The sequence below is a fragment of the Paenibacillus sp. FSL R7-277 genome (genome assembly GCF_000517965.1).
Taxonomy (GTDB): Bacteria; Bacillota; Bacilli; order Paenibacillales; family Paenibacillaceae; genus Paenibacillus_AQ; species Paenibacillus_AQ silagei.
The window spans coordinates 89373-112711 of record NZ_ASPX01000009.1 but is presented as its reverse complement, the minus strand read 5'-3'; the positions used below and the strand labels follow the sequence as shown (position 1 = coordinate 112711).

Sequence of the window (23339 nt, the reverse complement as noted above, 5' to 3'; positions counted from 1 at the left end):
CGTAAGAGTAGTTTGTGGTTTATTTGTGATCATAGACGGCGGCTTAGTCAAAAAGGTTCCAGCAAAAATAAAATAATCAAAATTATAAATAAACGCAAAAAAAGCACTGCCTATGCGGCTAGTGCTCATGATACAAGGATAATATCCAATTATACCTCCACCGCAACAATCTGATTCCGGCCCTGATGCTTGGCGGCGTACAGGGCTTTGTCGGCAGACTTGAACAGGTCGTTCAAGTAGGTGTTCGCCTCGATGGCAGGCGGGATCTTGAATTCAGCGATGCTGAGCAGTCCCATGCTGATGGTGATGGACACAGGCTCATCGATATAATCGATGTGGATGGTATTGTGCTCAACCTCGGATTTCAGCTGCTTGGCCAGACGGCGCGCCTCGGCTCCATTCGTATCCGGCAAATAGATAATGAATTCCTCTCCGCCGTAGCGGGCCAGAATATCGGAGGGCCGCAGGCTGCGCTGCAGCAGCTCCACTGTGTTACACAGGACCATATCTCCGGCCAGATGGCCGTGCTGGTCGTTGATTTTTTTGAAAAAATCGATGTCGATCAGTATAATAGTCGAAGGTGTCCGGGTGTCGCTGACCCGCAGCGCCTCCTGCTCCAATTGCTGCATCAGATAATGCCTGTTGTAGCAGCCGGTCAGGCTGTCGGTGATCGCCAGCTTCCTCAGCTTGCCGTTCGTCTGGAACAGCTCCTCCTGTACCTTCACCAGCGAGTCGTTGCGTTCCTTCAGGATGGCATTCTGCTGGTTCGTCTCATCGATGAGACGCCGGATCTCGGTAACATTCTGGAAGGTGACAATCCGTCCGACCCGGCTGCCGCTCACCATAATGGGTGCTGCATGAATACTGACAACCATTTGGATAAGGGGATGCAGAATTTCCAGCTCGGCCGTCTCCAGCGGATGCTCATGGTATTTCTCAAGGAAGGACTCGATCTTCATGGCAGGTTCATCTGGCAGATAGCTGCTCATGTTGAACGCCGCACCCGTCACAAGAGGGATATAGGGATGCAAGGCATGATTGATCTCTACCACTTGCTCCTGGTCATCCAGCACGAGAATTCCGTATTCCATGGTATTGATAATATCCTGATGGGCGATAGTTACGATATCGAATACTTTGTCCTGGTGGATCGTAATCACAAAGAATGTAGCCGACACCACGATACCCAGCGAAGTGAAGCCCGGAATTACCGGCAGATAGTCATCCAGAATGACATTGAGAAGCACATCGATCATAAGGAAGACGCATAGGGCTGTAATGCCTTTGAGCATATACATAACCTGATTCTTGACCCGTGCAGCCTGATTAGAGGTCAGAGCCACGTAGATGACATACATGGACACGAGGGCGTTAATGACAAGAAAGGTCATGCTGATCCAGAAAATAGGTCCGTAGATGCGCTCCACATACCCTCCGTTCACCGGACGGACGAACCATCCATAAGGATTGAGCACCACTCCAAGGGAGGTCAGTACTGCAGGGATCACCAGCGCGGACACTATTTTTCTGTTAAGGAACTGGGATTGTCCCGCGAGCAGAATCGTGAAGAAGATCCAGCCCAGGCCCAGCAGGGAAGCATCCACGAAGGCAAGCTTCACATAAAAGAGCTGATAGAGAGGATCATCCACAGTTCTTATGGCAAACTGGCAGTAGGGCCAGATCAGCATGGAGAAATGGAACCCTAAATAGACCTTGTGCAGCTTGGTAATGGTGACCGTAGCCACGATATAGATGAGCAGCAGGAACAGAAGGAAGCACATAATCAGGTCAATCCAAGAGGCTAAGGCCAATATGTTACACCTTCTTGATTTTAATAGTATTTATAGATTTTTGTGGGTCTTAGGTCTTATATATTGTTTTTAATATATAATTAGCGTGTGCAGATTACAAGATTTTTAGATAAATCTATCGGGAAATATTGGATTGGGAGGGGATCTCATGAAATCTATTAGCGTGCAGAGTCTTGTAGAGAAATTCCATCTGGAGGTGCTCGCCGGAGCGGGCCGGATGGACCGGAACATCACCCGTCCAAGGACGCACAGACCGGGTCTGGAGTTTGTCGGTTATTTTGATTTTTTTCCGATGGAGCGGGTGCAGGTCCTTGGACGTAAAGAGATCAACTACCTGTTAACGCTGAGTGTAGAGGAGCGTATGCTGCATATCGGCAACATCGTCAAATACCATCCGCCCTGCTTCATCGTGACCAGCGGCCAGCAGGAGATTCCTTACCTGAAGTTGTTCTGTGACCAGGAAGGCATTCCGCTGCTGCGGACGCCGGAGGTGACCACCGAGTTCATCGCCAAGCTGGACAGCTTCCTGGTGAAGACGCTGGCGCCCGAACTGTCTATACACGGGGTATGCGTTAACGTATCGGGAATAGGGATTCTGCTGCGGGGCAAGTCGGGGATCGGCAAGAGCGAGACGGCGCATACACTGATCCGCAGGGGCCACCGCTTCGTGGCTGATGATATTGTGGTGCTGAAGAAGCTGGGTCCGGCGACTCTCCTCGGGACCCATAATGAGACCACACGTGAATTCCTGGCGCTGCGCAGCATCGGCCTGATCAACGTCGTACGGCAGTATGGGCGGCGGGCGTTCCAGGATGAGACGCGGATCGTGCTCGATATCGAGCTTGCCCCCTGGCAGGAGAATTCGCTCAACAATGAGCTGGAGCTGGTGCCCCAGTTCACCGAATATCTCGGGGTGCAAATCCCGCATATCGAGGTCCAGCTTCAGCCGGGCCGCGATGTAGCCGGTCTGATTGAAGCGGCTGCGAACAACTGGTATCTCAAGCAGCTGGGCTACAGCGCGGTGGAAGAATTCATGCAGCGGATTGAGGACGGGATGCAGTCTTAAAGGACGACAGGGAATGAAGGTCCACACTCCTGGGCAACTTAGGGGAAAGACAGCAAGGGAGTGTGTCCTTAAATGGCGAGAAGAAGCAGAAAATATGCTGTACCAGGTTCCGCCCAGGGAATGCAGACGTTCAAAGCGGAGGTTATGAGGCAGGAAGGATATCACGTAGATCCGAATCACCCGGACGATGTGAAATACGAGGTGGCGAAGGAACTGGGCATTCCGCTGCAGGCCGGAAACAACGGCAAGCTGACGACTGAGTCGGCGGGACAGATTGGCGGCCGCATCGGAGGCTCGATGGTTCGCGAGATGGTGCGTCTGGCACAGGAGCAGTTGGCGGGTAAGCAGAAGTCATAGATGCGATATAAGATATGTGTGCCCGCGTGCAAAAGATCCCCTTTCTTAATCAGAAAGAGGATCTTTTTTGGCATGTGCTGACTGTAGTTAAAGCTGCAATTACGGTTCAAGGTACAGGCTGCCGCTGTAATATTTATACTCTGAATTAATCTTAAATCCGGCACGGAGATAGAGATTCAGCGCCCGGACATTCCCGGTGACAACACTTAGGCGAATAACCGGGTAGGGCTTTTGCGACAGGATACCGACGGTCTGTCTTAGTACCTTTTCGCCAGCCCCCTTCCCCTGATGGGAAGGCAGGATACAGAAATTATGAATAAAAGCCGTATCCTCATTGATATAGTTGACCCGGATCAGGCCGATTCGTTCACTCCCTGTCCAAGCGATATACGTTATCCGCTCTGGCTCATCTGTCTGTGTGAAGTACTTGCGCGTATCGTCTTCCGGTTCTCCGAAGGCCTGGGAGGAGCAGGAGACCATGAATTCGAAATCCTCAGGCACAGCGGGAAGCAGGATTAGCTCTGAAGGAAGCGGGCTGGCGGAATTCATACCGGCGTAGGACATAGCGTATTCTGACCGGTCAAAATCCCCGCCCAGGGCCTGCGCCGCCAATAGTCCTGTCTGCGAGCTGGCGGGAATTTTGTAGCTGAGCCGGTGTACGCCAAGAGGCTCAATGTCTGCTCTGGCACGTTTCACAAGGCTGCGGAACACACCTTGCCGGCGGTAATCCGGATGGACCATGGCATTGATCTGCGCATAATCACTGTCCGCAGAGAACCAGCTAAGCAGGCCAATGAGCTGATCTTCGCGGTAGCAGAGCAGGGCATGGTCGCCGTCTTCCTTGACGAGATGCTCCAGGTCTGAGCTTAATTGGATAGAATCGGCCTGGCTGCACTGCTGCTCCAACGCTTTAATGTCCGCTGCCTGCTGCTTGGAATGGTAGGTCATTGGTATAATGTTATTCAATTGGAGAAGCCGCTGGAACTCCGCAACATTCTCCAGAATGCCGTCCGGCGCAAGATCATAAGCCTGACTTTGGAAGGTGGGTAGCCAGCGGACAGCGTAGGTCTTCATTCCGGCAGCCTTGCCTGCGAGAATATCCGCATTGCTGTCCCCTACGAATATGGCCTGGGATGGTTCAATGCCCAGTGTTCGCAATGCCGAATGTATACCTTCGGGATCAGGTTTTGGCTTTGCCACATCATCGCCGGTAATCGAGATATCGAAGAAACGCTCCAGATCCAGCGCTCCGGCCGATATGTGATAGGCCCGTCTGCTTTTACCGGTAATGACTCCAAGCTTCATTCCCTGAGCCTTCAAGGCTTGAAGTAATCCAAGGATGTGCTCATTATTCTGGAATTCTTCGAAATGCCCCTGCTTATATATTGAATAATAATCCTCTATTGCTTGTGGAACCGAAGCCGGATCTGTGAAATTTCCGCCGATGATGCCTTCCTCGGTGGGACCGAACATCGCGACAAGCTCATCGCGGGTGACCTCTCTCTGGTCGTATTGCTTAAATACAGCCTGGAAGGCACGAAAGGATAACGGCAGGGTGTCTGCCAGAGTTCCATCGAAATCAAACAGCACAGCTTGAATGGACATAAAGACAGGGCCTCCTTTCGATTGGGTTCATGCGGGTGGGACGGTACCCCAGCATTATTATGAAGTAGGCGTGCCCTGAAGCAGGCTGTTTCTGTAATTCATGAGCGGGGCCAGCCAGACCATGCCGGTTCCCCGGTACACATTGACCAGGCCTTCGCCTGAGGCGGCGGAGCCCAGACGGGTCTTACCTGACTTCTCGACCGTGAAGTCCAGAGAGTTGGACCACATGAGAGCGAAGTTCCCGTCCACCTTCAGCACATCATTCTGCAGCTCGACCACGACAGCTTCCTCGGAAGGAATGGGGGCTTCGAGGGCAAGAATCCCTTTGCCGCGCGCGCTAAGGTTGAACAGCCCTTCACCGCCGAGGACGGCAGAGGAAATGTTTTTGCGTGCCGCAACGGAGATGTCGAGCGTAGTCTCACAAGCCAGGAACATGCCGTCATCGATTACGATATGGTCGTTGTCCACATCAATCAGCCAGAGGTATTTGTAGGTGGTCTCCAGCAGGATGGTTCCGGTTCCCTTGTAGAGCGGTTTGACGGCACTGGTTCCGGTTGCCGCCCCAGACAGCATATTACGCATTAGTCCTCCTACGCCTTTGATGCCGGAGGTCATCTCGATATTGCCAATCATATACTGCATGGCTCCGGCGCTCAGCATCACCTCATTGTTATTCAGCTCAATCATCAGCTGCTTGTTGCGCATATTGCTCTTACTCATGAAGAAGTTGGTCTCTGCTTCATACCGGGTAGTGGTGCTGAGATCCTCTTTGTATTCGATGATGCTGAAGCCGCCTAGCTGCTCTTTAATGATTACGTTGGAATTGTCCTTCAGATTATTAATGGTAAAAGCCATCGATACCCGCTCCTTCGGTTGCTGTAGTTATGCAATGCTGTGCATCAAGCCTTCAAAGCATACGTATTCGACACTTCTCGCGGGGTTCCTTGAATTCCGGGAGAAAAAACGCATACAATAATCCTTTACTTCTAATATCAGGTTAGCGTAATGTTCTAAGTATAGTGCTCAGAATACAAACGTATCTCTTGACACCAGCATTAGAACCGAAAGGAAGTTAGCCTTGTTTGAGACGCTGCTGCTCAATTTTTTGTTTATGCTGTTTCCGGTGCTGATATTTCTGATTTTCTTCGAGAACAGGCCCCACGCCTACAATCATAAGATTCTTGTACTGCTCATCGCCGCCACCATGATCCTGTGTATCGCCAAGCCGATCCGGCTGGAGACCGGGTTCATCTTTGACTTGCGGTATGTTCCGTTTGTGATTGCGGCCTTGTATGGAGGGTACAAACATACCCTGCCCTTATATGTGATTCTGAATGTGTACCGTTTCTACATAGGCGGTGAGGGAACCGTCCAATCTTTACTTTTTTCGACAGCAGTCCTCATTCTGGTTCCTTCCATAAGCGCCAGATTTCTCCGTTCTAAGCCCAAGGGACGGATCTTGTGGGCTACCTCTATCGCGGTCCTGACGATGGGCTGTTATCTGATCATTCTGGGCCAGATCATGAATAAGCTGGATACCCAGTTCTGGACGCTTGCCTTCTATGCCTTAACTACGCACGCGGTGGTCATGGCGATCCTAATGATCCTGCTGGAGCAGATCCTGGCGAATCTCAGGAACCGTGAGCGGATTATGCAGTCGGAGCGGCTGAATGTGGTCAGTGAGCTGGCGGCCAGTGTCTCCCATGAGATGCGCAATCCGTTAACCGTGACCAGCGGCTTCCTGCAGCTGCTGAATCTCTCCAAGAACCTCTCCCCGGAGGAGAAGGGGTATGTTGAGCTGTCACTGCTGGAGCTGAACCGGGCGGAGAAGATTATCAGCGATTATCTGTCTTTTGCCAAGCCGCAGTCGGAGAGCCGGGTCTACTCCAACCTGAAGGCTGAATGTGAGTACACCAAGAATGTGATCCTGCCGTATGCCACGATCCACAAGGTTGCGGTTGAATTCAGCTTCAACAACCCGCTTAGCACCCATTATGACAGTAATGAGATGCAGCAATGCCTGATTAATCTGTACAAGAATGCGATTGAAGCGATGGATGGGGTGGAGGATGCGGTCCTGTCTATTGCTGTCTTCGCGAGCGGACAGAGTATTATCATTACCATCCGCGACACCGGTGTCGGAATGACCAAGGATGAGATCTCGCGCCTGGGCAAGCCGTATTACTCCACCAAGGCAGACGGGACAGGGCTCGGAATGGTCATGGCCTATAACACGATTAACAAGCTCAAGGGCCGTATTGAGGTTACCAGCGAGAAGGGCAAGGGAACTGTCTTCCGGATCATTATCCCGGCCTAGCGCACGGCAACAGTGGGAAACTTGGTGTGAAAATGATAAAGTATCTCTAAGAGAACTTGGAACTATTAACCGGGAGGCTATGGGTAATGAGAGAAGAATTAATCGCGCAATTGAACGCTTGGCATGAGGCGGACGAATATGAAGAAATCGTATCCCGCATCAAAGAGGTGCCGACACCGCTGATCGATGAAGAGCTGGCGGTACATCTGGGCCGGGCGCTCAACAATCTGGGCCGCTACCGGGAAGCGCTTAAATGGTTCAACAAAGCGGCAGATCAGGGTAAAAAAGACCCGCTGTGGCATTTCCGCGTCGGCTACGCCCACTATTATCTGGACGAGTACGATCAGGCGATCAAAGCGTTCAAGAAGGCGAACAAGCTGGACCCTGAGGATCAGGATACCCTCGAATTCCTGGAATGGAGCCGCAGTGAGAAGGCGGCGCTGGCCGCTGCGGACGAGGAGAGCGAGGATGCAGAAGAAGCTGCCGAAGCGGATTCCGCTTCAGATGCCAGTTCCGATGCGGATTCGGATGCGGCAAAAGAAACGAAGCACTAGGGCTTGACGGCCGGTCTGGCCGAGGCATACAATGAAAGTCAATCTTATCAAAGAGGTGAAATGGATGCCATTCCGTACCGTCGCAAGGAACTAGTTATCGGGCTGGGTAGAACGCGTACCAGCCACCAAGGGGGAGGTCTGTCCTCTTGGTCACAGTTAACTGGATTCTTGAACGGTGCCTGGAAGGTCATTCTTTGTGAGCCGGGACACTGAGTTATTCCGCTTGAAGACTACACTGCTGAGGCAGGAGTATTTGGCGCGGAGTGGCGAGGAGAGTTCCCGGCTTTTTTGCCATACTCTTATGAATAAGATTGGAGATTGTGATCATGTTAAAAAAATGTCTTGTCCACCTCAGAGGGTGGGCCGCTCTGTATATAGGTCTCGGCTTCGCCATTCAGCTCTTAAGCAGCCTGGGTATTGTTGTCTTTCAGCGGATTCTGGATCAGGCGGTGGCGGGAACGGGCTTCCGTGAAATCCTCTACGGGGTTGTCTTCTACGGGATGCTGCTCGGCCTGAATGTCCTGCTGAATTATGCGGATGAATATCCCAGCGCCTATCTATCGAACAGCATCACAGAAAGACTGAAGATTATGGCCTTGTCCAAAATCTCCAGAATGGATTATTCCGCCTATCAGAACATGGGCACAGGCCAGATGATCAAGGTGATTGAGAACGGCGCGGCGGCCGGGAACAGCATTCTGTTTTCTTTTATCCTGAAGACGCTGCATGAGCTGCTGCCCACCATTCTCTTCAGCCTGCTCTTCATCAGCTACTATGACCTCAGGATCATGCTGGTAATTGCGGGCGGGTACGTGGTCATCTTCCTGTTAACGAATGTTCTGCTGAAAGTTCTCTACCGGATCAAGGAATCGGTGCTTATACAGCAGGAGGCCATGTCCCGGTACGGGGTCCGCGGCTTCATGGAGCTGGTCGTCTTCCGCACCAACAAGAAGTACGCGCAGGAGATCGGCAGACTGAACAAGGCGGCACAGCAGATTATCAGGCAGAGCGCGGAGCTGCAGATGATTCATGAATCCTTCTTCGCCTTATTCGAATTATTCATTACGGTCATTAAGGTGATTGTGCTGTTGTACGGCGTGAAGAATGTGGTCTCCGGGCAGGCTTCTGTCGGGGTCATGGTCGCGCTGTTCATGTTCATTGAGAAAATCTATACGCCAATCGCCATCTTCAACGTATTATTCGTCGGCTATAAGCTGAACAGGGTGACCTATCAGCGGTTCGAGGCATTCCTGAATGCCCCCGAGGACCGGAATCTGGAGCAGGGCAAGGCGCTTGCGCTGCTACAGGGCAGCATCGAATTCAAGGAGGTATCGTTCAGCTATGGAGAGGTGCAGGTGCTGGACCGGCTGTCTTTCTCAGTCGCGCCCGGAACCTCAGTTGCCCTGGTGGGCTTAAGCGGCAGCGGGAAGTCAACAGTCATTAAGCTGATTACGGGCCTGCTCAAAAAAAGCGGCGGACAGCTGCTGGTAGACGGCACGGATATTGATGAGCTGAGTCTGGACAGCTACTATGATCACATCTCATATCTGTCGCAGGACAGTCCGATCTTCGACACCACTATCCGGGGCAACATGGTGTTTGAGCAGCAGGTCCCGGATGAGGAGCTGTATGCAGTGCTGGACAAGGTTCATCTGAAGGAGAAGGTACTGGAGCTGCCGGAGAAGCTGGAGACGCGGGTTGGGGAGCGCGGGCTGAAGCTGTCGGGCGGGGAGCGGCAGCGGCTGGCTTTTGCCCGGGCGATCCTGCAAAAGCGGAATCTGATCATCCTTGATGAGCCGGTATCGGCCCTGGATAATATTACGGAGCGCAGTCTGATGGAGACGGTGTTCGCGGAGTTCAGGCATAAGACGGTCATTATTATCGCGCATCGGCTGAATTTCATCAGCGGCGTGGACCAGATTCTGGTCATGGAGCAAGGCAGGCTGGCGGGGGAAGGGGATTTCGATTCCCTGATCCGGGACTGCCCGTCCTTCCGTACGCTGTGGAATAACGGCAGGGGGCAAACGGATTAAACTATCTTTTACCTTGTGGACGATCCTGTGCCTGAACTATGCTGGGGGCAGATAGAACTTGAAGGTGAGGGTATGCGTATTATGAATCCGGTACTGTCCAGGATGAGGCTCGAAACGGAGCGGTTAATCATCCGTCCCTATATGGAAAGTGATCTTATGGCTTCGTTCGAGCTGATGCAGAACCCGGAGGTGCTGGCCTTCATGCATATGGAGGTCATGTCCATGCATGAGTATGAGGGGATGTTCCGCTGGCTGATGTTCAGCTATCATACGCCGTTCGAGCTGCCGTTCAAATATTCGTTCGCCGTCTGCGATAAGGCCACCGGCCGGCTGATCGGCTGGTGCGGGACCGGCGTGCTGGAGTTCATGGCGCCGGATGCGGAGCTGTATTATCTGATCGGGCGCGAACACTGGGGCCGGGGTTATGCTACCGAAGCTGCTGCGGCGATGGCGGACTACACCTTCGGTGTGATCGGACTGGAGCAGTTATATGCCAAGGCAGATCCGCGCAACACCGCGTCGCTCGGGGTGCTCCGGAAGCTGGGCTTCCGGGTGGAGCAGGAGCTGGCCGGATTGACCGGCGATTATGAGGATTGCAATGGGGAGCTGCTGCATGTGCTGAGGAAGGAGTGGTTTGTGGAGCGGTTTAAAGGTGACTTGGAGTAACTGGAACAAATTTAGCTGGAACAAATAACGGGTGCCGTCCCTGAGGGGGATAGCACCCGTTTATGCGTGATGGATGCAGCTGTATAGAATGCAGTAGTTTTGATTAATCGGCGGAATCTGGCACGTTCGAATTGAACATTCAGAGATAGTTGTATTCCGTGCATTTAAAAACCCTGATAAGGATGGTTTTCCTCTTCTAACTGTAGTTTGTACAACTAAATCTGCTCGAATGGGGGAGATCCGGGTAAATTGGGCGATTTAGTTGTAGGAAATACAGCTAACTGTACATTTGGCGGTACATCTGATGATTTAGCTGTACGAATTACAATTAAAGCATACCGTTTGCCCCTAATCAGGGTATGGCATACGCTTAGCAAGCGGTTGGTTAAAGTAGCTATCACAAATGTTACTCTGGTGCTCTACTATGCTTCTATTGGATGCAGCTAATTCGTCCGCGGATTAACTCTAACCTGTGCGCCTTTGCCGCTGGTCTGCAGGCCGGAGGCCTTGGTTCCGGCTTCCTTCAGATCGGCCACGAGCCGCTCCAGCACTGCCTTCGCAGCGGCGGCCTCCTTGGCGCCGGAGGACTTTACAACGAGCTGCACCGGTTTGCCGGAGCGCAGATGCTTGTCCGCCTGACGCAGCTTCGTGTCGTAGTCATGCTCTTCAATATGGGCGGTGAAGCGCAGCTCCTTCACCTTCTCCCGGGTGCTTCCGCCGCCTTGTTGCGGGCGGCTGGTATCGCTCTTGCGGGCCGCTTGCGCAGCCGCCTTGCCTTTGCCCTTGGCGACCAGGCTGCAGGGCGGCGGGCTGCTCATCAGCGAGGTGCAGACCAGGTCGGCCCCTGCGGCTCTGGCCTTGGACAGCGCCTCGCTTCTGGATACGGTGCCGAGCTTCTCGCCCTTCAGCCCGGTCAGCTCCACCTCGGCTGCCTTAATCTGTTCATTCATCAGTACGGCCACGGTAATGATCCTCCCTTTGCGGATATGATATAGCTATCATATATGGAAGCGGGCAGGGCTTCAATAACGGCTGCCGAATGCCTGCAGCTGTCAGCCCGGCAGGTTGAGACGGTTGTGCAAAGCGGTTATACTCAGTGGACGCAGGTTTTTCAGTATGGCACCACTGGTACTACTATATTGTCTGTTGAATGGGGGATGGCAATTGAATGACACAGCTGACGATAAGCAGTTAATTCTGCTTATTGCACAGAAAGACTCGAATGCCCTCGAACTGCTCTATGACCGGTATGAACGGGTCATTTATAGCTTTGCTTACCAGATCGTGAAGGATTCGATGGCTGCCGAGGAGGTTATGCAGGAGCTGTTCCTGCGCCTGTGGAAGAATGCGGGGCAGATTGACTTCGGCAAAGGCAAGCTGCTCACCTGGATGTTCGCGGTGACCCGCAATCTGGCGATCGATTATCTCCGTAAGCGGGACGCCAGGCTGCCGCGGCAATCCGCCGATTCCGGGAATCTGGAGCAGGTTCAGGACCACAGCGCGCTCACCGAGGATCTCGTTGAGCTGCAGATGGCGGGGGAACAGATCAGAGAGGCGCTGCTGGGATTAAGCCGCGACCAGCAACAGGTAATGGATATGATCTATTACCAGGGCTACACCCAGCAGGAGGTAGCACAGCTTGCGGCAATCCCGCTGGGCACGGTCAAGGGAAGAGTCCGGCTGGCGATGAAGCAGCTTCACAAATCGTTACGGCACTGGGGAAGGAGGGATCATGCGCATGAGTGAACACAATGAGGAACTCTGTGAATTGGCCGAATTATATACGCTGGGCGCATTGACGGCGGAGGAAATGCAGCAATTCGCTGCCCATGCGGCAGAATGCGCGGAATGCAGAGAGCTGGTGGGGGAATACCGGCAGGTACTAGACCATCTTCCGCTTGCATCCGAGCCGGTTGACCCGCCCTCCGGCATGAAGGAGCGCATCCTGTCACGGGTGCTGGAGTCCGGGAATGCGGGCGCACCGGCAGCCCGGCCGGAGTCCCGCCTGCTGAATATTCAGCCTGATGCAGAGCGGGCTGCGGAGCAAGAGCCAGCGAGGACTCCTCCAGCAGAGCAGGGCTTGCCCCAATTAAACATCCCGGAGCCCAAGAGAACCCGCTTCTGGGGGTACCTGAGCCTTGGACTGGCTGTGGCTGTACTGCTCCTGGTCGTCTACACCGGCCAGCTGCGCGGAAATGTGTCTGAGCTGAAGCAGCAGCTGGCCTCCGGCACCGGACCGCTCCAGGGGCTTAAGGTGAATGAGGCAGTAGCACTTAGTCCGGCGGGAGAAGGGATTACCGCCAAGGGTACAGCAACGATTGTCGCAGACCCTACCGGCACCCATCTTGTACTTCAGGCAGAAGAGCTACCCGAGCTTACCGGCACGGAGGTCTATCAGGTATGGCTGATCAAGGGGGACAAGCCGGTGAATGCGGGCACCTTCATCTCACAGGACGGAAACGGGGCACTGTATTATTCCTTTGACCCGAAGGCCTATGATACCATAGCCGTTACACTGGAGCCGGATGGTGCGGGCGTTACCCCGCGCGGGAAGATGATTCTCGCAGCGCCGATTAAGCAGGGTTAGCGGGCAAGGCAGTGCCGCGTCCAGGCGAGCGGAAATGAATAGACTTGAAGCTGAACAGCCGGGAGGATGATTCCCGGCTGTTTGTTCGAAGTTAAGAATTTCTATGCTTTGCGCAATGCTGGGCAGCCTCTTTTTTGAGCTGGGGGGTCAGCCTTCGTAGCCGGAGACCTGTTTAATCTTGTGATTTTCCGGTGAATGGGTAATAGCGAATATACTGACAAAAAGCAGTCCTTGGGAATAGGGGACAGGCTTGTTTTGCAGTGTCCAATTAGGGAGGTTAAAGGCATGAATGAGGCGTTGCTGGAACAGGTGAAGCGTTGGCATGAAGAAGATGAATATCAGCAGATTGTGGACCGTATTCTGGAGATTCCGCCGGATGCAAGAGATTATGAGTGTATCGGCCAATTAGGCAGAGCCTACAATAACCTGGGTGAATATGGGCGGGCGCTGGAGCAGCTGCTCAGCATCTCCAAGGAAGGCGGGGAGGATCCGCTGTGGCAATTCCGCATAGGGTATTCCTACTATCATCTGAAGCAGTATGAGCAGGCTATTCATGCCTTTGAACGTGCGGAGGAGCTGGAGCCGGGAGACGGGGATACCGGAAGAATGCTGGAGTGGAGCCGGGAAGGCGCCCAGCGTGAGACAAGAGAGCAGGCAAGACGCGCCGAAGCGCTGGAGGCCTTGAAGGTGAATAGAGAGGGGGGTGGTAGAGACCTTGGTGCATTCCTCGACTATTGCGCGGATTTCTGGGAGGACAGTGACTATGCCTTGAAGGAGTATGTGTCCCCGCTGCCCAGTGACGAGCTGATTGCCTCTGTGGAGCAGGAAGTGGGTTATAAGCTGCCGGCCTCTTACATCGCCATGATGAAGCAGCATAACGGCGGGATTCCCCGCAATACGTGTTTTCCGGTGAATGAACCCACTTCCTGGTCAGAAGATCATGTCGCAATTTCGGGAATTGCCGGGATCGGCCGCGACAAACTCTATTCCCTCTGCGGAGAGGTGGGCAGCCGTTTCATGATTGAGGAGTGGGGCTACCCCGATATCGGCGTGGTCTTCGGCGACTGTCCCTCCGCAGGACATGATGTCATTATGCTGGATTACCGTCACTGCGGCCCGGAAGGGGAACCCGAGGTGATTCATGTGGACCAGGAGAGCAACTATGAGATTACGTTCCTGGCCCCGGACTATGAGACTTTCATTCGCGGGCTGGTGAATGAGGAGGTCTATGATACCTCGGAGGAGGATAAGCAGGAGGATCTGCGGAAGGTAGGGTCCGCGCCATTCTCTCCGCTGCTTCAGGAGCTGTGCGACCAGGTTACCGAAATGGACGATATAGAGGGCGTTATCCGCAAGATATGTACCCGCATTGTTGAGAAGAAGGGCCATTTCTCACTTCATGTGGACGAAGAATCCACCCTGATGTATGATTTGCAGTTCTGGCTCTATACCAGCGCTTACCCGAATACGAGCCGTGACCAGTATCTTGAGATTTATTCCAAAATGATCGCGTTCGGCGGTGAATTCAGCACAGGCGGATATGCCCCGGGCTTCATCTCGGATTGGCTGGATGAGCGGATCCGGCAGGGAAGGATTGTAGAGACTGAAGGGATGCTCAGGTTCACGGATGAGGCGAAGGAACAATTGCTTGAGAAGCTGAAGGAAGCAGAAGTAGGGGGAGCTGTAGATCTGAAGCCTTTTATAATCGTGGAGCAGGATAACGGCGGCAAGTCGGTCATTCTGAGCGTTGGCAATTATAAGACAGAGGTATTCGCTGCACGGGAGGAGGAGGGCTTCGAGGGCAATGGATATGATTGGGGCTCGCTGGCAGCGGTATTCCTGGAGGAAAAGATGCCCGAGCTGGCCGGTATTATCCACTTCGACCCGGAGGCAGGTATGTTCTGCGCCTATTCCTCCGACGCTGAGGCGCTGGTTGCCTTCGCCACTGCCTTCAAGCTGGCTTGCGAGGATGATGTGCTCATCCGCGATTTGTTCTCGCGTGCAGAGCTGGACTAGCGCGGATAAGACAATAACGGGACTGCCTGTATTATAGGGCGGTCCTGTATTGTTATAAGAGTACTTTCGAGGAACTTTATGGATCTTTTTGCGTCTCTCATATATAGAATGTAAAATTTAGGAGGGTGTATAATGAGGAAGTTGATCCTATGTTCATCTATTGTTCTATGTGCTGCGTTTCTGGCACCGGTAGCACATACGGCGTCTGCAGCAGGCAAGAGTCCCAAAGGAACACAAGTAGTTGTGAATAATAACGATTTAGAAGCCAAAGACATTCTTAACAAGAAGAATCAGGTGTTTTTTAGCCTGACTTCACTCCAAAGCTTAGGCGGGTTAACGTTTGCCTGGAATAATGCGACTAAGCAAGTAACCGTGAAGGGGAGTGGCACAAGTCTGCAGTTGACCATAAATAATACAACAGCACTGAAAAATGGAGCTTCCGTTTCCTTAAGCGCTGCTCCGTTTATTCATAATGGTAAAACCATGATCCCTTTACGTTTTGTTGCCGAAGCGTTGGACGGTTCAGTAACTTGGAATCCAGACACCCAAACGGCATTTGTGTCAAAACCAAGTGCGAAATTGTTGGCTGATGTAAAGAGCAGCGAGTTAAGCACTGCGAGAAATGCTGCGATTAATCTTCCCAGAGTTTCACAGCTCAAGAAGGACTTTGAACCCTCGCTGGAAACCGCCAGTCTCCAATATTATTTTCCGGCAACTACAAAGGACCGGTTCATCGAGGTTAATAATAATGTAATCCGTTATTATCAGTTGACGAAGAACACAGCTTACCTTAAGTGGCAGGCTCTCACTGGCGACAAGGCCGGTAAGCAAGAGAACCTTTATTTCATAGGCCGCTCTTTTACGCAGCAGGATGGTTCCTTACCGGATTTTACAGCTACGACCTTCGCAAGCTTTCGCTGGATGCCTCATATTACTTCCACGGGGTATGGTTTGATTAATAAGGAGAACTGGAATGAGGTTATTTATAAAGAAGCCGAGGTTCCTCAACCTAAACTGAAGGAAAATTATATTATTGTGGATATTCCAGAGGAACAATGATGGGTGATCCTATGGTGGCTGTTCTGGGATTGCCGTGACTCTAGAGAATGTAAGGCTGGGTGTTAGTAACCGCCCAGCCTTACATCAAGCCACATAATTGGTATGTAGACCTGACCGTTCTGCAAGCTGCTCTTGCGAGAGGTTCATTTCTTTGCGCAATCTTCGGATGCGTTCTCCGATTCTTTTTACAAGCTCTGTTTTGGACTCGTCTGGCATCTTGGCTCACCTCTTAGAAGTAAGGCTTAATTTAGTTAGTATCCTTTCTTCCAGAGATATCTAGTGTAACAATCACTTCCCGATTTATTTTAGTGAGGGCAACTATTTCTTCAATACTCCTATCACTAATCAAAATCATATGTTCATCTAACACCTTGCGGCGGTCACTTTCATCCTCAAAGCGAAAAATTTCTATTGCTGGAACTTGGAAGGCAGCTATTATTTTCTCCAGTGTCTCCAAAGAAATGTTACGGTCTCCCCGTTCAACACCACCTATGTAACTGTAGTGCAGTGACGCTGCCTCAGCTAGTTGCTCTTGTGTCCATCCTTTGGCCTTTCTGAGTTCACGTATCCGATTTCCTACACTTTCTGGTAAATTCATGGTATCACCTCCACTTAAGGTTAGAAGAGGCGCGCTAACCATTACAGATAACTAAACTCAAACTTAATGAATATTAAATTGTACTTAAAAGTACTAATTGTATTGACCAAATATACATTCAGCTATACAATTAACTTAAAATGGATAATAAAGGAGGCCCCACCCATGCGCCCTTCTATCCTGAAATTACTTCATCCGGACATTATCGTTGAAATGCTGGAAATGGCATATCGCTTAGAGGATTGGGACAAGATGCTGAACACGGCGGGTATTCTTTACAGCTATGCACAGTGTATCTATGAGGAGCGGCAGTATCACAAGGCTAAAGGGCTTCCGGTACCGCTTATGGACTCGCAGCTTCCCCTCGTGTATTACTTCGGGTTCAGTCACATGATGCAGGGCATTGCCTATCAGCAACAGCGGAGGTATGAAGAGGCTAGAGAGATGATATACCGCTATGCCGAGCTTGGCTGGATGGAGGATTTGGGAGTAGAGGGGGAGGAAATTGCCGGAGAATTCAGATATTTGGCCCGTGCCAATCTGTATATGGTAGAGATTCTGTCTGGCAGGACGGAATTGCTGGAGGAGTATGCCCATTTCTTACAGGCTAATCCCGAGGAGCTGCTGCCGGGGTTAGGGACTATTTTGCAGGCAGCGGTGCATTACGGACTAGATGTGGATGATCTGCTGCATACGTTCGCGGAGCAGAGTGCCGGGTTTGGGGACTATGAGGATGCGGGCAATCTCTCGCATTATTTCGACTATTGTTATTATTTGGCTCTCTATCATAAACGGGCAGCCAGACTCCCCGAGGCGCTGAACTGGACGATGCAATCTTTAAGGCTGGCCCACCAGGCCGGACATGACGGGAATTTCAAGCGCTGTCTTGCACTATTCGAATTGCTGCGTGGGAAAGTGACGGTAGAAGAGGAACGGCGGTACCGTGAGGTACTGGCAGAGTGTCTGGAGCAGGCTGCTTTGGAGCTTCCTGAAACTCCGCTTGTGGGAGTCTAAGGTCAAATTGAATTCTTGTTAAGCAAAAGAAAGAGAATGCCGCCAATAATAAAGCCGCTTATTAAACCAGCCAATACAGATTTGAGAATACTGAGTGCAATGTCCATCCCCGTACTGTCGGGGGTCGATATGATATTCATAATGAACAGCAGGCTAAACAGGGCGGATGTAATCAGAAAAGACTTTGATTTCAGGAATCGCTTCATGGTTCTCCTCCATTCAGAAATTTCTCTGTTAAATATGATAATATAAGTCTTTTTGCAATAATACCATATTCCTCCTCTCAAAATATGTCATACAGATGTATAATTTTCCCTGCTATACTGGGTTTATCTCAGGCGAGAAGGAGACAAGAACCAGAATGGGCGAGATCATTAGACATGATGTGAATGAGGAATATGCATACTCCGGTTTTGTAGAGGCGGGGGACTTCATTTTCCTGAGCTTCTGTGTAGGTAATGTTGGCGGGACAGTGGAGGAGCAGGTGGACGGTGCGCTGAATGATATGAGCGGCCGTCTGGGTCAGGTAGGTCTTACCCTAACTGATGTGGTGAAGGTGGACATTCTGCTGCGGGATGTGTGGGATATTCCGGTTATGGAAGAGGTGTTCAAGCGCAGATTCGAAGGCAAGTACCCTGCCCGCAAAACGATCTCCACCGAGTTCGCGCATGTGGGCGGCCCGGATGGACTGAAGGTCCAGATCGACGGTGTAGCGTACCGTCCACGTACGTAGCGGTAATTCCAACCCCAAGAGCAGCCCTCCTGCCGGGATGAGCTGCTGTTTGGGTTGCCTAAAAGTTGCGGCTGGATACATGACTTAGGGCAGCGGTGATACCATACAATGTTCCTTCAGGATTATGACGGCTGTCCATTATGCTCCTTCGGGGCAGGGCGAAGCATGCTGCCAACCAGCCGCAGGCTTTGTCTGCGGGTCATGAAGCGGGAGATCTGGGCGCCCAGGTAATTGCGGAATCCGGGGACAATGTACTGTTTTCCTCGGGCCATAGCGCGCAGTGTAATTGCCACTACCCGCTCAGGCGAGTCCTTCGCGCCGCCGACGGAAGCATCCTCCGTACCCACTACGTTGAAGAAATCCGTCTCTGTTGAGCCTGGGCACAGGGCGAAGAATTGCACACCGCGATCACGATTCTCCCAGTAGAGGGCATCGGTAAAGGACAAGACAAAAGCTTTGGTCGCCCCATAGACGGCCATATAAGGCAGCGGCTGAAAGCCTGCCGTAGACGAGACATTGATAACGGCGCCTGACCCATTGTGGAGCATTGCGGGAAGGAATAAATGAGTCATATCCACTACAGCGGCGACGTTCAGCATCACCTCATCATGCTGGCGCTCCCCGGAGACCTGCTCGAACAGTCCGTGGGTGGCGAAGCCCGCATTGTTAATCAGGAGATCGATGCTCAGGCCTAGCTGCTGGCAGGTCTGATACAGCTCTCCGGCAGCACCTTGAAGCGATAGATCCTGGGGAATTACCCGGCACTGTATTCCATGGCTTCGGGTCAATTCGGCTGCGAGCGCATCCAGTTTGCCTTTGGATCTGGCTACAAGCACCAGATGGCTGCCTTTCTTGGCGAGTTGTCTGGCGAACTGTTCGCCGATTCCCGAAGAGGCTCCGGTGATTAACGACCATTTTCCTTTAATATTCATAGTTCTGCTCCTTCTACAACAGTGTTTTATAATGGAAACAACGTTACCGAATTGCGAAAAAAATATGACCGATCCTAGCGGGCATAAGTTCGTTCTTAGTGGCATAAGTTCTTTCTCAGCCGTATACGTTCGTGTTCGGCGGCGTTAATACAATTGGTAACACTGTTTCTTATATGAATCATAGTAACCAAAAGAATACTGCTGTGTCAATCTGTTTTTTTCGCATGAGGGTTCAATTGACAACCTATGTTCAAATGTTTAGAATTCCTGTTAGAACCCGGCAACTCTGTTGCTGGTCAATAACATGATAACCGAATGAAGGTGATTCTTATCCGTAGCGAAGACAAACCTGCACCCTCCACGGGGCGGGTATTAAAAACATATCAGGAAGCCCGTCTGCAAAATACGGAGAATCTCCGTAAGCTGGTGGTGGATGCCGCCGCTGCCATTCTCCAGGAAGAGGGGCCAGAGGCCGTTACGGTGCGTAAAGTATCGCAAAGGATGGGCTGTTCCACCAAGATCATCTACAGTTTATTTGTCAATAAAGAGGGTTTGGCCCAGCAATTATATCTGGAGGGCTGCAAAATACTGGCCCAGCGGTTTGAAGAAGTGCCGGCTTCTTCAGATCTGTTACAGCATCTGCTGGATCTGGGCGAAGCCTTCTGGCAGTTCGGACAGGAGCACAGCAGCTACTACAAGCTGATGTTTGGAGGAGCTTTTGCCGAGTTCAAGCCGGATGCGGAGAGTATGCAGGGAACACTGACCGCCATACGCCAATTACAAGTTCTAATCATTACCGCCCAGCAGCAGGGACTGATTTCGGACCAGGAAGAGACCGGGGCTCTTGTCGCCGCCATATGGTCATCGCTGCACGGTGTAATTCACCTGTATATGGGCGGGTTCCTTGGCGATGCCGATGCCGCCCATACCGTATACAAACAAACCATGGTTCTGCTGTCCAGAGCCTTATTCGCAGCATCTACACCGGACAGAGGAGCGGATAGAGGATGATTGCATTAATCTTGGCTGCGGGGTATGCGACCCGCCTGTATCCATTAACGCTAGACACGCCTAAGCCGCTGCTGCCGGTGCAAGGGAACAAGACAATTCTGGATCTGCTGGCCGCGCGTCTGGAGGTACTGGAGGAGATTTCGGAGATTCTTGTGGTGACGAATGAGCGCTTTTTCCATGCTTTTGAACAGTGGGCCGGGCAGTACCAGGGGAGCAAGCCGGTTCGTATCCTGAACGATGGAACTTCTTCTCCTGAGGGGCGGCTAGGCGCGATTGGCGATATCCAGTTTGTGCTGGAGCGGGAGCAGCCGCAGGAGGATCTGCTGGTGCTGGCAGGCGATAATGTGCTGGGCTTCGGCCTCGCGGGGTATTTGGACTATTTTCACAAGGTGAATACCGACTGTATTCTGGTGCGGACGGTAGATGATCCGGCAGAGCTGCGCAGTATCGGTGTGGCGGAGCTGGATGCGCAGAATCGGGTCTTGTCGCTTGAGGAAAAGCCGCAAGCGCCCCGCTCGAACATTGGCGTATTCGCGCTGTACATCTACAAACGGTCTACGCTGCCGCTGTTCTCCCGTTATCTGGCTGAAGGGGGCAACCCGGATGCGCCGAGTTATTTTCCCGAGTGGCTGCATTCCCGTCAGGAGATGCGGGCCTATTATACGGAGGGGACGATTGATGATGTTGGCACCCCGGAGGCCTATGCGGAGATGCGGGCCAGGCTGGGGGAACAGGCAGAGTGACCTGGGTTAATAATCAAAAAAACGCACGGATACAGAGAGAATTTCTCAATCCCGTGCGTTTTATTTGAAGAGAATAATATTCGTCCTCCGCTGAAGGAGTCCCTAAGGGGTGTCTTCCCGGTGCTCCGGACGCAGAAAACGGATATGGCAGAGAAAGGGTAGTAGAGCGGTTCTTGGAGATTATCTATGATTCAGTACAATTGGGCCGCCGCCTCTGGAGTAAAGGCTTGAATTTCCTCCAACCTGCCCTCACGGATTTTCTTCGCCCATGCCGGATCACCCAGAAGTGCGCGTCCAACCGCTACCAGATCGAACTCCTGGTGGTCCAGCCGCTTCAGCAGCTCCTCCATCCCTTGACGGTCTGCATCCCCGCCTTCAGCGGGATCATTGTCCATGCCTACGGAACCAACGGCAATCGTCGGCTTCCCGGTAAGCTTCTTCACCCATCCGGCGAGACCCAGCTCCGAGCCCGCGAATTCCGGGTCCCAGAACCTGCGGGTCGAGATGTGGAAAATATCCACCCCTGCCTGTACCAGCACATCCAGGAATTGCTCCAGCTGCTCCGGTGTATCCACCAGCTTCGCCGTGTAATCCGCCATCTTCCACTGGGACAACCGGATGGAAATCGGATAATCCGGTCCGACTACAGCGCGGACGGCCTGGATAACTTCGGCTGCAAACCGGGTACGCTTCAGGAAATCGCCGCCATAGCGGTCCGTCCGCTGATTGGTTATTTCCCAGAAGAACTGGTCAATCAACAAGCCGTGACCGCCGGAGAGCTCTATTCCGTCGAAGCCAGCTTGCTGTGCATTCACTGCCGCATCGGCATAGGCCTGAATGACCCCGGCAATTTCTTCTTCTGTCATCGGCTCGCTTATCTTGTTCCCCTGCATGTCGAGTCCTGATGGCCCGATTGATGGTGCATCCGGGTGAGGCTGGGAACCCATGGGCCGAATCATTCCCATATGTGCCAACTGCGGAAAAATGATACCGCCGGCCTCATGAACCTGTCTAACGACTTCACGCCAGCCGTTCAGAGCGGCCTCACCAAAGAGATTAGCCAGTCCCGGATCACTGCTTGCTGCCGGATGGTCAATCATACCAACGGTGATGATTAGCCCCACCCCATTCTCAGCACGGCGGCGGTAATACGCTGCCATATCCTCACCCGGTACTCCCTCCGGTGAAAAAGCACGCGCCATCGGTGACATTACAATCCGGTTGGGTATAGTTAATTGTTGAACCGTGTACGGTTCAAATAAGGTCTCCAGTGAATGGATTTGCTCCTGTTGTTTAGCCATGGTTAACGCCTCCTGTAGGTTGAATGATTATTCTCAAAGCGGGGTATGAATGCAATAGTAACAAGCTCCAATCCTCCCTTCAACCAACAAACTGCCCAAGTTGTTGCTTAAGCTAGAAGCCGGAAAAACTGTCGTATTGGCAGATCCTATTTGTTGTGTACAGAGCACATGTTTATAATTAAGAGGATTATAATCTCTTCTGAAAGGGGCGCTCCTTGGATGGCTGGCATACTTCCCCCCAATCCGAACGACCCGCGGGTGATTCGGACCCGTCAATTAATTCTGGATGCCTTCGTCCGGCAATTGAATATCATGGACTTCAACTCGATAACCGTCGGCGACATTACCAAAGCAGCTACGATTAACAGGACCACCTTTTATGCACATTTCCAGGATAAATATGCGCTGTTCGAAGCCTTTTTGTTAGATGCCTTTACGAATATGGTCCTCCATAAAGTCGATGCAAAAGGACCGTTGACTGAGAAAACGCTTCAAGAGCTGATAGTAGCATTATGTAATTATCATGAAAACAGCCACCGCTGTTTCAAAAGATATGATTCTGTAGCTCTCTTGCTTGAGGAGAATATTAAGCTGCATCTCGAGAAACTTATCCTGCAGCTGATCTCCGGATCAGCTGCGGCTACAGATTCGAAGCCGCTTGCAACTGCCGCTACCCTGCTAAGCTGGTCCTTATATGGCGTAACCTACCGCTGGAATCTGGAGGGAAGATCAGAGTCTTCCTCCGAACTGGCGGAGCGGGTAATGCCGCTGATCACGGGCGGATTTCCCATGAGCCCCCAATGACCAAAAACGCAGAGCAGCGATCCTCCGAATGGGGGAATCGCTGCTCTGCTCACTTTTTGTGGTTTTAAGAATGAAGAGAACTGTCTTCCGCCGTAGAAAACCTGCTTTTGGGACAGCCTCGTAGCCGTTTCC

The 23339-nt window shown here is 52.1% G+C and carries 24 protein-coding genes; 15 read left to right on the top strand and 9 right to left on the bottom strand.

Annotation, left to right across the window (positions count from 1 at the left end):
• Positions 1 to 149 precede the first annotated feature (149 nt).
• Positions 150 to 1811 (bottom strand): histidine kinase N-terminal 7TM domain-containing diguanylate cyclase, encoded by a 1662-nt coding sequence (locus tag C173_RS04535; RefSeq protein ID WP_051477818.1) that lies wholly within the window; start codon positions 1809 to 1811, stop codon positions 150 to 152.
• Positions 1812 to 1959: 148 nt separating this feature from the next.
• Here C173_RS04535 and hprK point away from each other — a divergent pair, with 148 nt between their 5' ends.
• Both hprK and C173_RS04525 read left to right on the top strand, forming a co-directional pair.
• Positions 1960 to 2877, top strand: a complete 918-nt coding sequence (gene hprK / locus C173_RS04530; protein WP_036722846.1) for an HPr(Ser) kinase/phosphatase — start codon at positions 1960 to 1962, stop codon at positions 2875 to 2877.
• A 72-nt stretch (positions 2878 to 2949) separates the two neighbouring features.
• A complete protein-coding gene (locus C173_RS04525; RefSeq protein ID WP_036722845.1) occupies positions 2950 to 3234 on the top strand; it encodes an alpha/beta-type small acid-soluble spore protein in 285 nt (94 codons plus the stop codon).
• A 99-nt stretch (positions 3235 to 3333) separates the two neighbouring features.
• On the opposite strand, the gene C173_RS34435 is transcribed toward C173_RS04525, so the two are convergent.
• The gene (locus C173_RS34435) at positions 3334 to 4839 is read right to left on the bottom strand and encodes a GNAT family N-acetyltransferase (RefSeq protein WP_063830874.1); all 1506 of its coding nucleotides are present in this window, start codon (positions 4837 to 4839) and stop codon (positions 3334 to 3336) included.
• Between the two features lie 57 nt (positions 4840 to 4896).
• Entirely contained in the window at positions 4897 to 5694 is a 798-nt protein-coding gene (locus tag C173_RS04515) for an AIM24 family protein (protein WP_036722844.1), read from the bottom strand.
• Positions 5695 to 5962: 268 nt separating this feature from the next.
• Here C173_RS04515 and C173_RS04510 point away from each other — a divergent pair, with 268 nt between their 5' ends.
• From C173_RS04510 to C173_RS04495, 4 genes are all read left to right on the top strand, one after another.
• Positions 5963 to 7156, top strand: a complete 1194-nt coding sequence (locus tag C173_RS04510; RefSeq protein WP_235191767.1) for an ATP-binding protein — start codon at positions 5963 to 5965, stop codon at positions 7154 to 7156.
• 86 nt (positions 7157 to 7242) lie between these two features.
• Entirely contained in the window at positions 7243 to 7710 is a 468-nt protein-coding gene (locus tag C173_RS04505; protein ID WP_051477817.1) for a tetratricopeptide repeat protein, read from the top strand.
• Between the two features lie 326 nt (positions 7711 to 8036).
• Positions 8037 to 9743 (top strand): ABC transporter ATP-binding protein, encoded by a 1707-nt coding sequence (locus tag C173_RS04500; RefSeq protein ID WP_036722841.1) that lies wholly within the window; start codon positions 8037 to 8039, stop codon positions 9741 to 9743.
• 72 nt (positions 9744 to 9815) lie between these two features.
• The gene (locus tag C173_RS04495) at positions 9816 to 10409 is read left to right on the top strand and encodes a GNAT family N-acetyltransferase (RefSeq protein ID WP_235191766.1); all 594 of its coding nucleotides are present in this window, start codon (positions 9816 to 9818) and stop codon (positions 10407 to 10409) included.
• A 443-nt stretch (positions 10410 to 10852) separates the two neighbouring features.
• On the opposite strand, the gene infC is transcribed toward C173_RS04495, so the two are convergent.
• Positions 10853 to 11371 carry a translation initiation factor IF-3 gene (gene infC, locus C173_RS04490; RefSeq protein ID WP_081751009.1) on the bottom strand — a complete coding sequence of 173 codons (519 nt, stop codon included), beginning with the start codon at positions 11369 to 11371 and terminating at the stop codon, positions 10853 to 10855.
• Positions 11372 to 11573: 202 nt separating this feature from the next.
• Here infC and C173_RS04485 point away from each other — a divergent pair, with 202 nt between their 5' ends.
• The 4 genes from C173_RS04485 to C173_RS04470 all read left to right on the top strand — a co-directional run bounded on the left by C173_RS04485 (position 11574) and on the right by C173_RS04470 (position 16071).
• On the top strand, positions 11574 to 12155 hold the full coding sequence (locus tag C173_RS04485) for an RNA polymerase sigma factor (protein WP_036691711.1): 582 nt from the start codon (positions 11574 to 11576) through the stop codon (positions 12153 to 12155).
• Positions 12148 to 12996: an anti-sigma factor gene (locus tag C173_RS04480; protein WP_036722840.1), complete on the top strand. Its 849-nt coding sequence runs from the start codon at positions 12148 to 12150 to the stop codon at positions 12994 to 12996. The genes C173_RS04485 and C173_RS04480 overlap by 8 nt, the downstream gene beginning before the upstream one ends.
• Before the next feature lie 285 nt (positions 12997 to 13281).
• Positions 13282 to 15012: an Imm51 family immunity protein gene (locus C173_RS04475; protein ID WP_036722839.1), complete on the top strand. Its 1731-nt coding sequence runs from the start codon at positions 13282 to 13284 to the stop codon at positions 15010 to 15012.
• A 132-nt stretch (positions 15013 to 15144) separates the two neighbouring features.
• Positions 15145 to 16071, top strand: coding sequence for a stalk domain-containing protein (locus C173_RS04470; protein WP_036722838.1), 927 nt, complete (start codon positions 15145 to 15147; stop codon positions 16069 to 16071).
• A gap of 84 nt (positions 16072 to 16155) precedes the next feature.
• On the opposite strand, the gene C173_RS35300 is transcribed toward C173_RS04470, so the two are convergent.
• Positions 16156 to 16287 (bottom strand): helix-turn-helix domain-containing protein, encoded by a 132-nt coding sequence (locus tag C173_RS35300; protein WP_081751006.1) that lies wholly within the window; start codon positions 16285 to 16287, stop codon positions 16156 to 16158.
• A 31-nt stretch (positions 16288 to 16318) separates the two neighbouring features.
• Entirely contained in the window at positions 16319 to 16669 is a 351-nt protein-coding gene (locus C173_RS04465; RefSeq protein ID WP_036722837.1) for a helix-turn-helix domain-containing protein, read from the bottom strand.
• 165 nt (positions 16670 to 16834) lie between these two features.
• Here C173_RS04465 and C173_RS04460 point away from each other — a divergent pair, with 165 nt between their 5' ends.
• A complete protein-coding gene (locus tag C173_RS04460) occupies positions 16835 to 17683 on the top strand; it encodes a hypothetical protein (RefSeq protein WP_036722836.1) in 849 nt (282 codons plus the stop codon).
• Between the two features lie 2 nt (positions 17684 to 17685).
• On the opposite strand, the gene C173_RS04455 is transcribed toward C173_RS04460, so the two are convergent.
• Positions 17686 to 17889, bottom strand: coding sequence for a hypothetical protein (locus C173_RS04455; protein WP_036722835.1), 204 nt, complete (start codon positions 17887 to 17889; stop codon positions 17686 to 17688).
• A gap of 155 nt (positions 17890 to 18044) precedes the next feature.
• Between C173_RS04455 and C173_RS04450 the strand changes: the two genes are divergently transcribed.
• Positions 18045 to 18416 (top strand): RidA family protein, encoded by a 372-nt coding sequence (locus tag C173_RS04450; protein ID WP_036722834.1) that lies wholly within the window; start codon positions 18045 to 18047, stop codon positions 18414 to 18416.
• A gap of 122 nt (positions 18417 to 18538) precedes the next feature.
• Here C173_RS04450 and C173_RS04445 read toward each other — a convergent pair whose 3' ends face one another.
• Positions 18539 to 19348: an SDR family NAD(P)-dependent oxidoreductase gene (locus C173_RS04445; protein WP_036722833.1), complete on the bottom strand. Its 810-nt coding sequence runs from the start codon at positions 19346 to 19348 to the stop codon at positions 18539 to 18541.
• A 315-nt stretch (positions 19349 to 19663) separates the two neighbouring features.
• Between C173_RS04445 and C173_RS04440 the strand changes: the two genes are divergently transcribed.
• Positions 19664 to 20359 (top strand): TetR/AcrR family transcriptional regulator, encoded by a 696-nt coding sequence (locus C173_RS04440; RefSeq protein ID WP_036722832.1) that lies wholly within the window; start codon positions 19664 to 19666, stop codon positions 20357 to 20359.
• Positions 20356 to 21102 (top strand): nucleotidyltransferase family protein, encoded by a 747-nt coding sequence (locus C173_RS04435; protein ID WP_036722831.1) that lies wholly within the window; start codon positions 20356 to 20358, stop codon positions 21100 to 21102. Before C173_RS04440 ends, C173_RS04435 begins: the two co-directional genes overlap by 4 nt.
• A 191-nt stretch (positions 21103 to 21293) precedes the next feature.
• Here the strand turns inward: C173_RS04435 and C173_RS04430 are convergent, their stop codons facing one another.
• Positions 21294 to 22403 (bottom strand): NADH:flavin oxidoreductase, encoded by a 1110-nt coding sequence (locus C173_RS04430; protein WP_036722829.1) that lies wholly within the window; start codon positions 22401 to 22403, stop codon positions 21294 to 21296.
• Between the two features lie 219 nt (positions 22404 to 22622).
• Here C173_RS04430 and C173_RS04425 point away from each other — a divergent pair, with 219 nt between their 5' ends.
• Positions 22623 to 23207: a TetR/AcrR family transcriptional regulator gene (locus tag C173_RS04425; protein WP_036722827.1), complete on the top strand. Its 585-nt coding sequence runs from the start codon at positions 22623 to 22625 to the stop codon at positions 23205 to 23207.
• Positions 23208 to 23339: the final 132 nt, after the last annotated feature.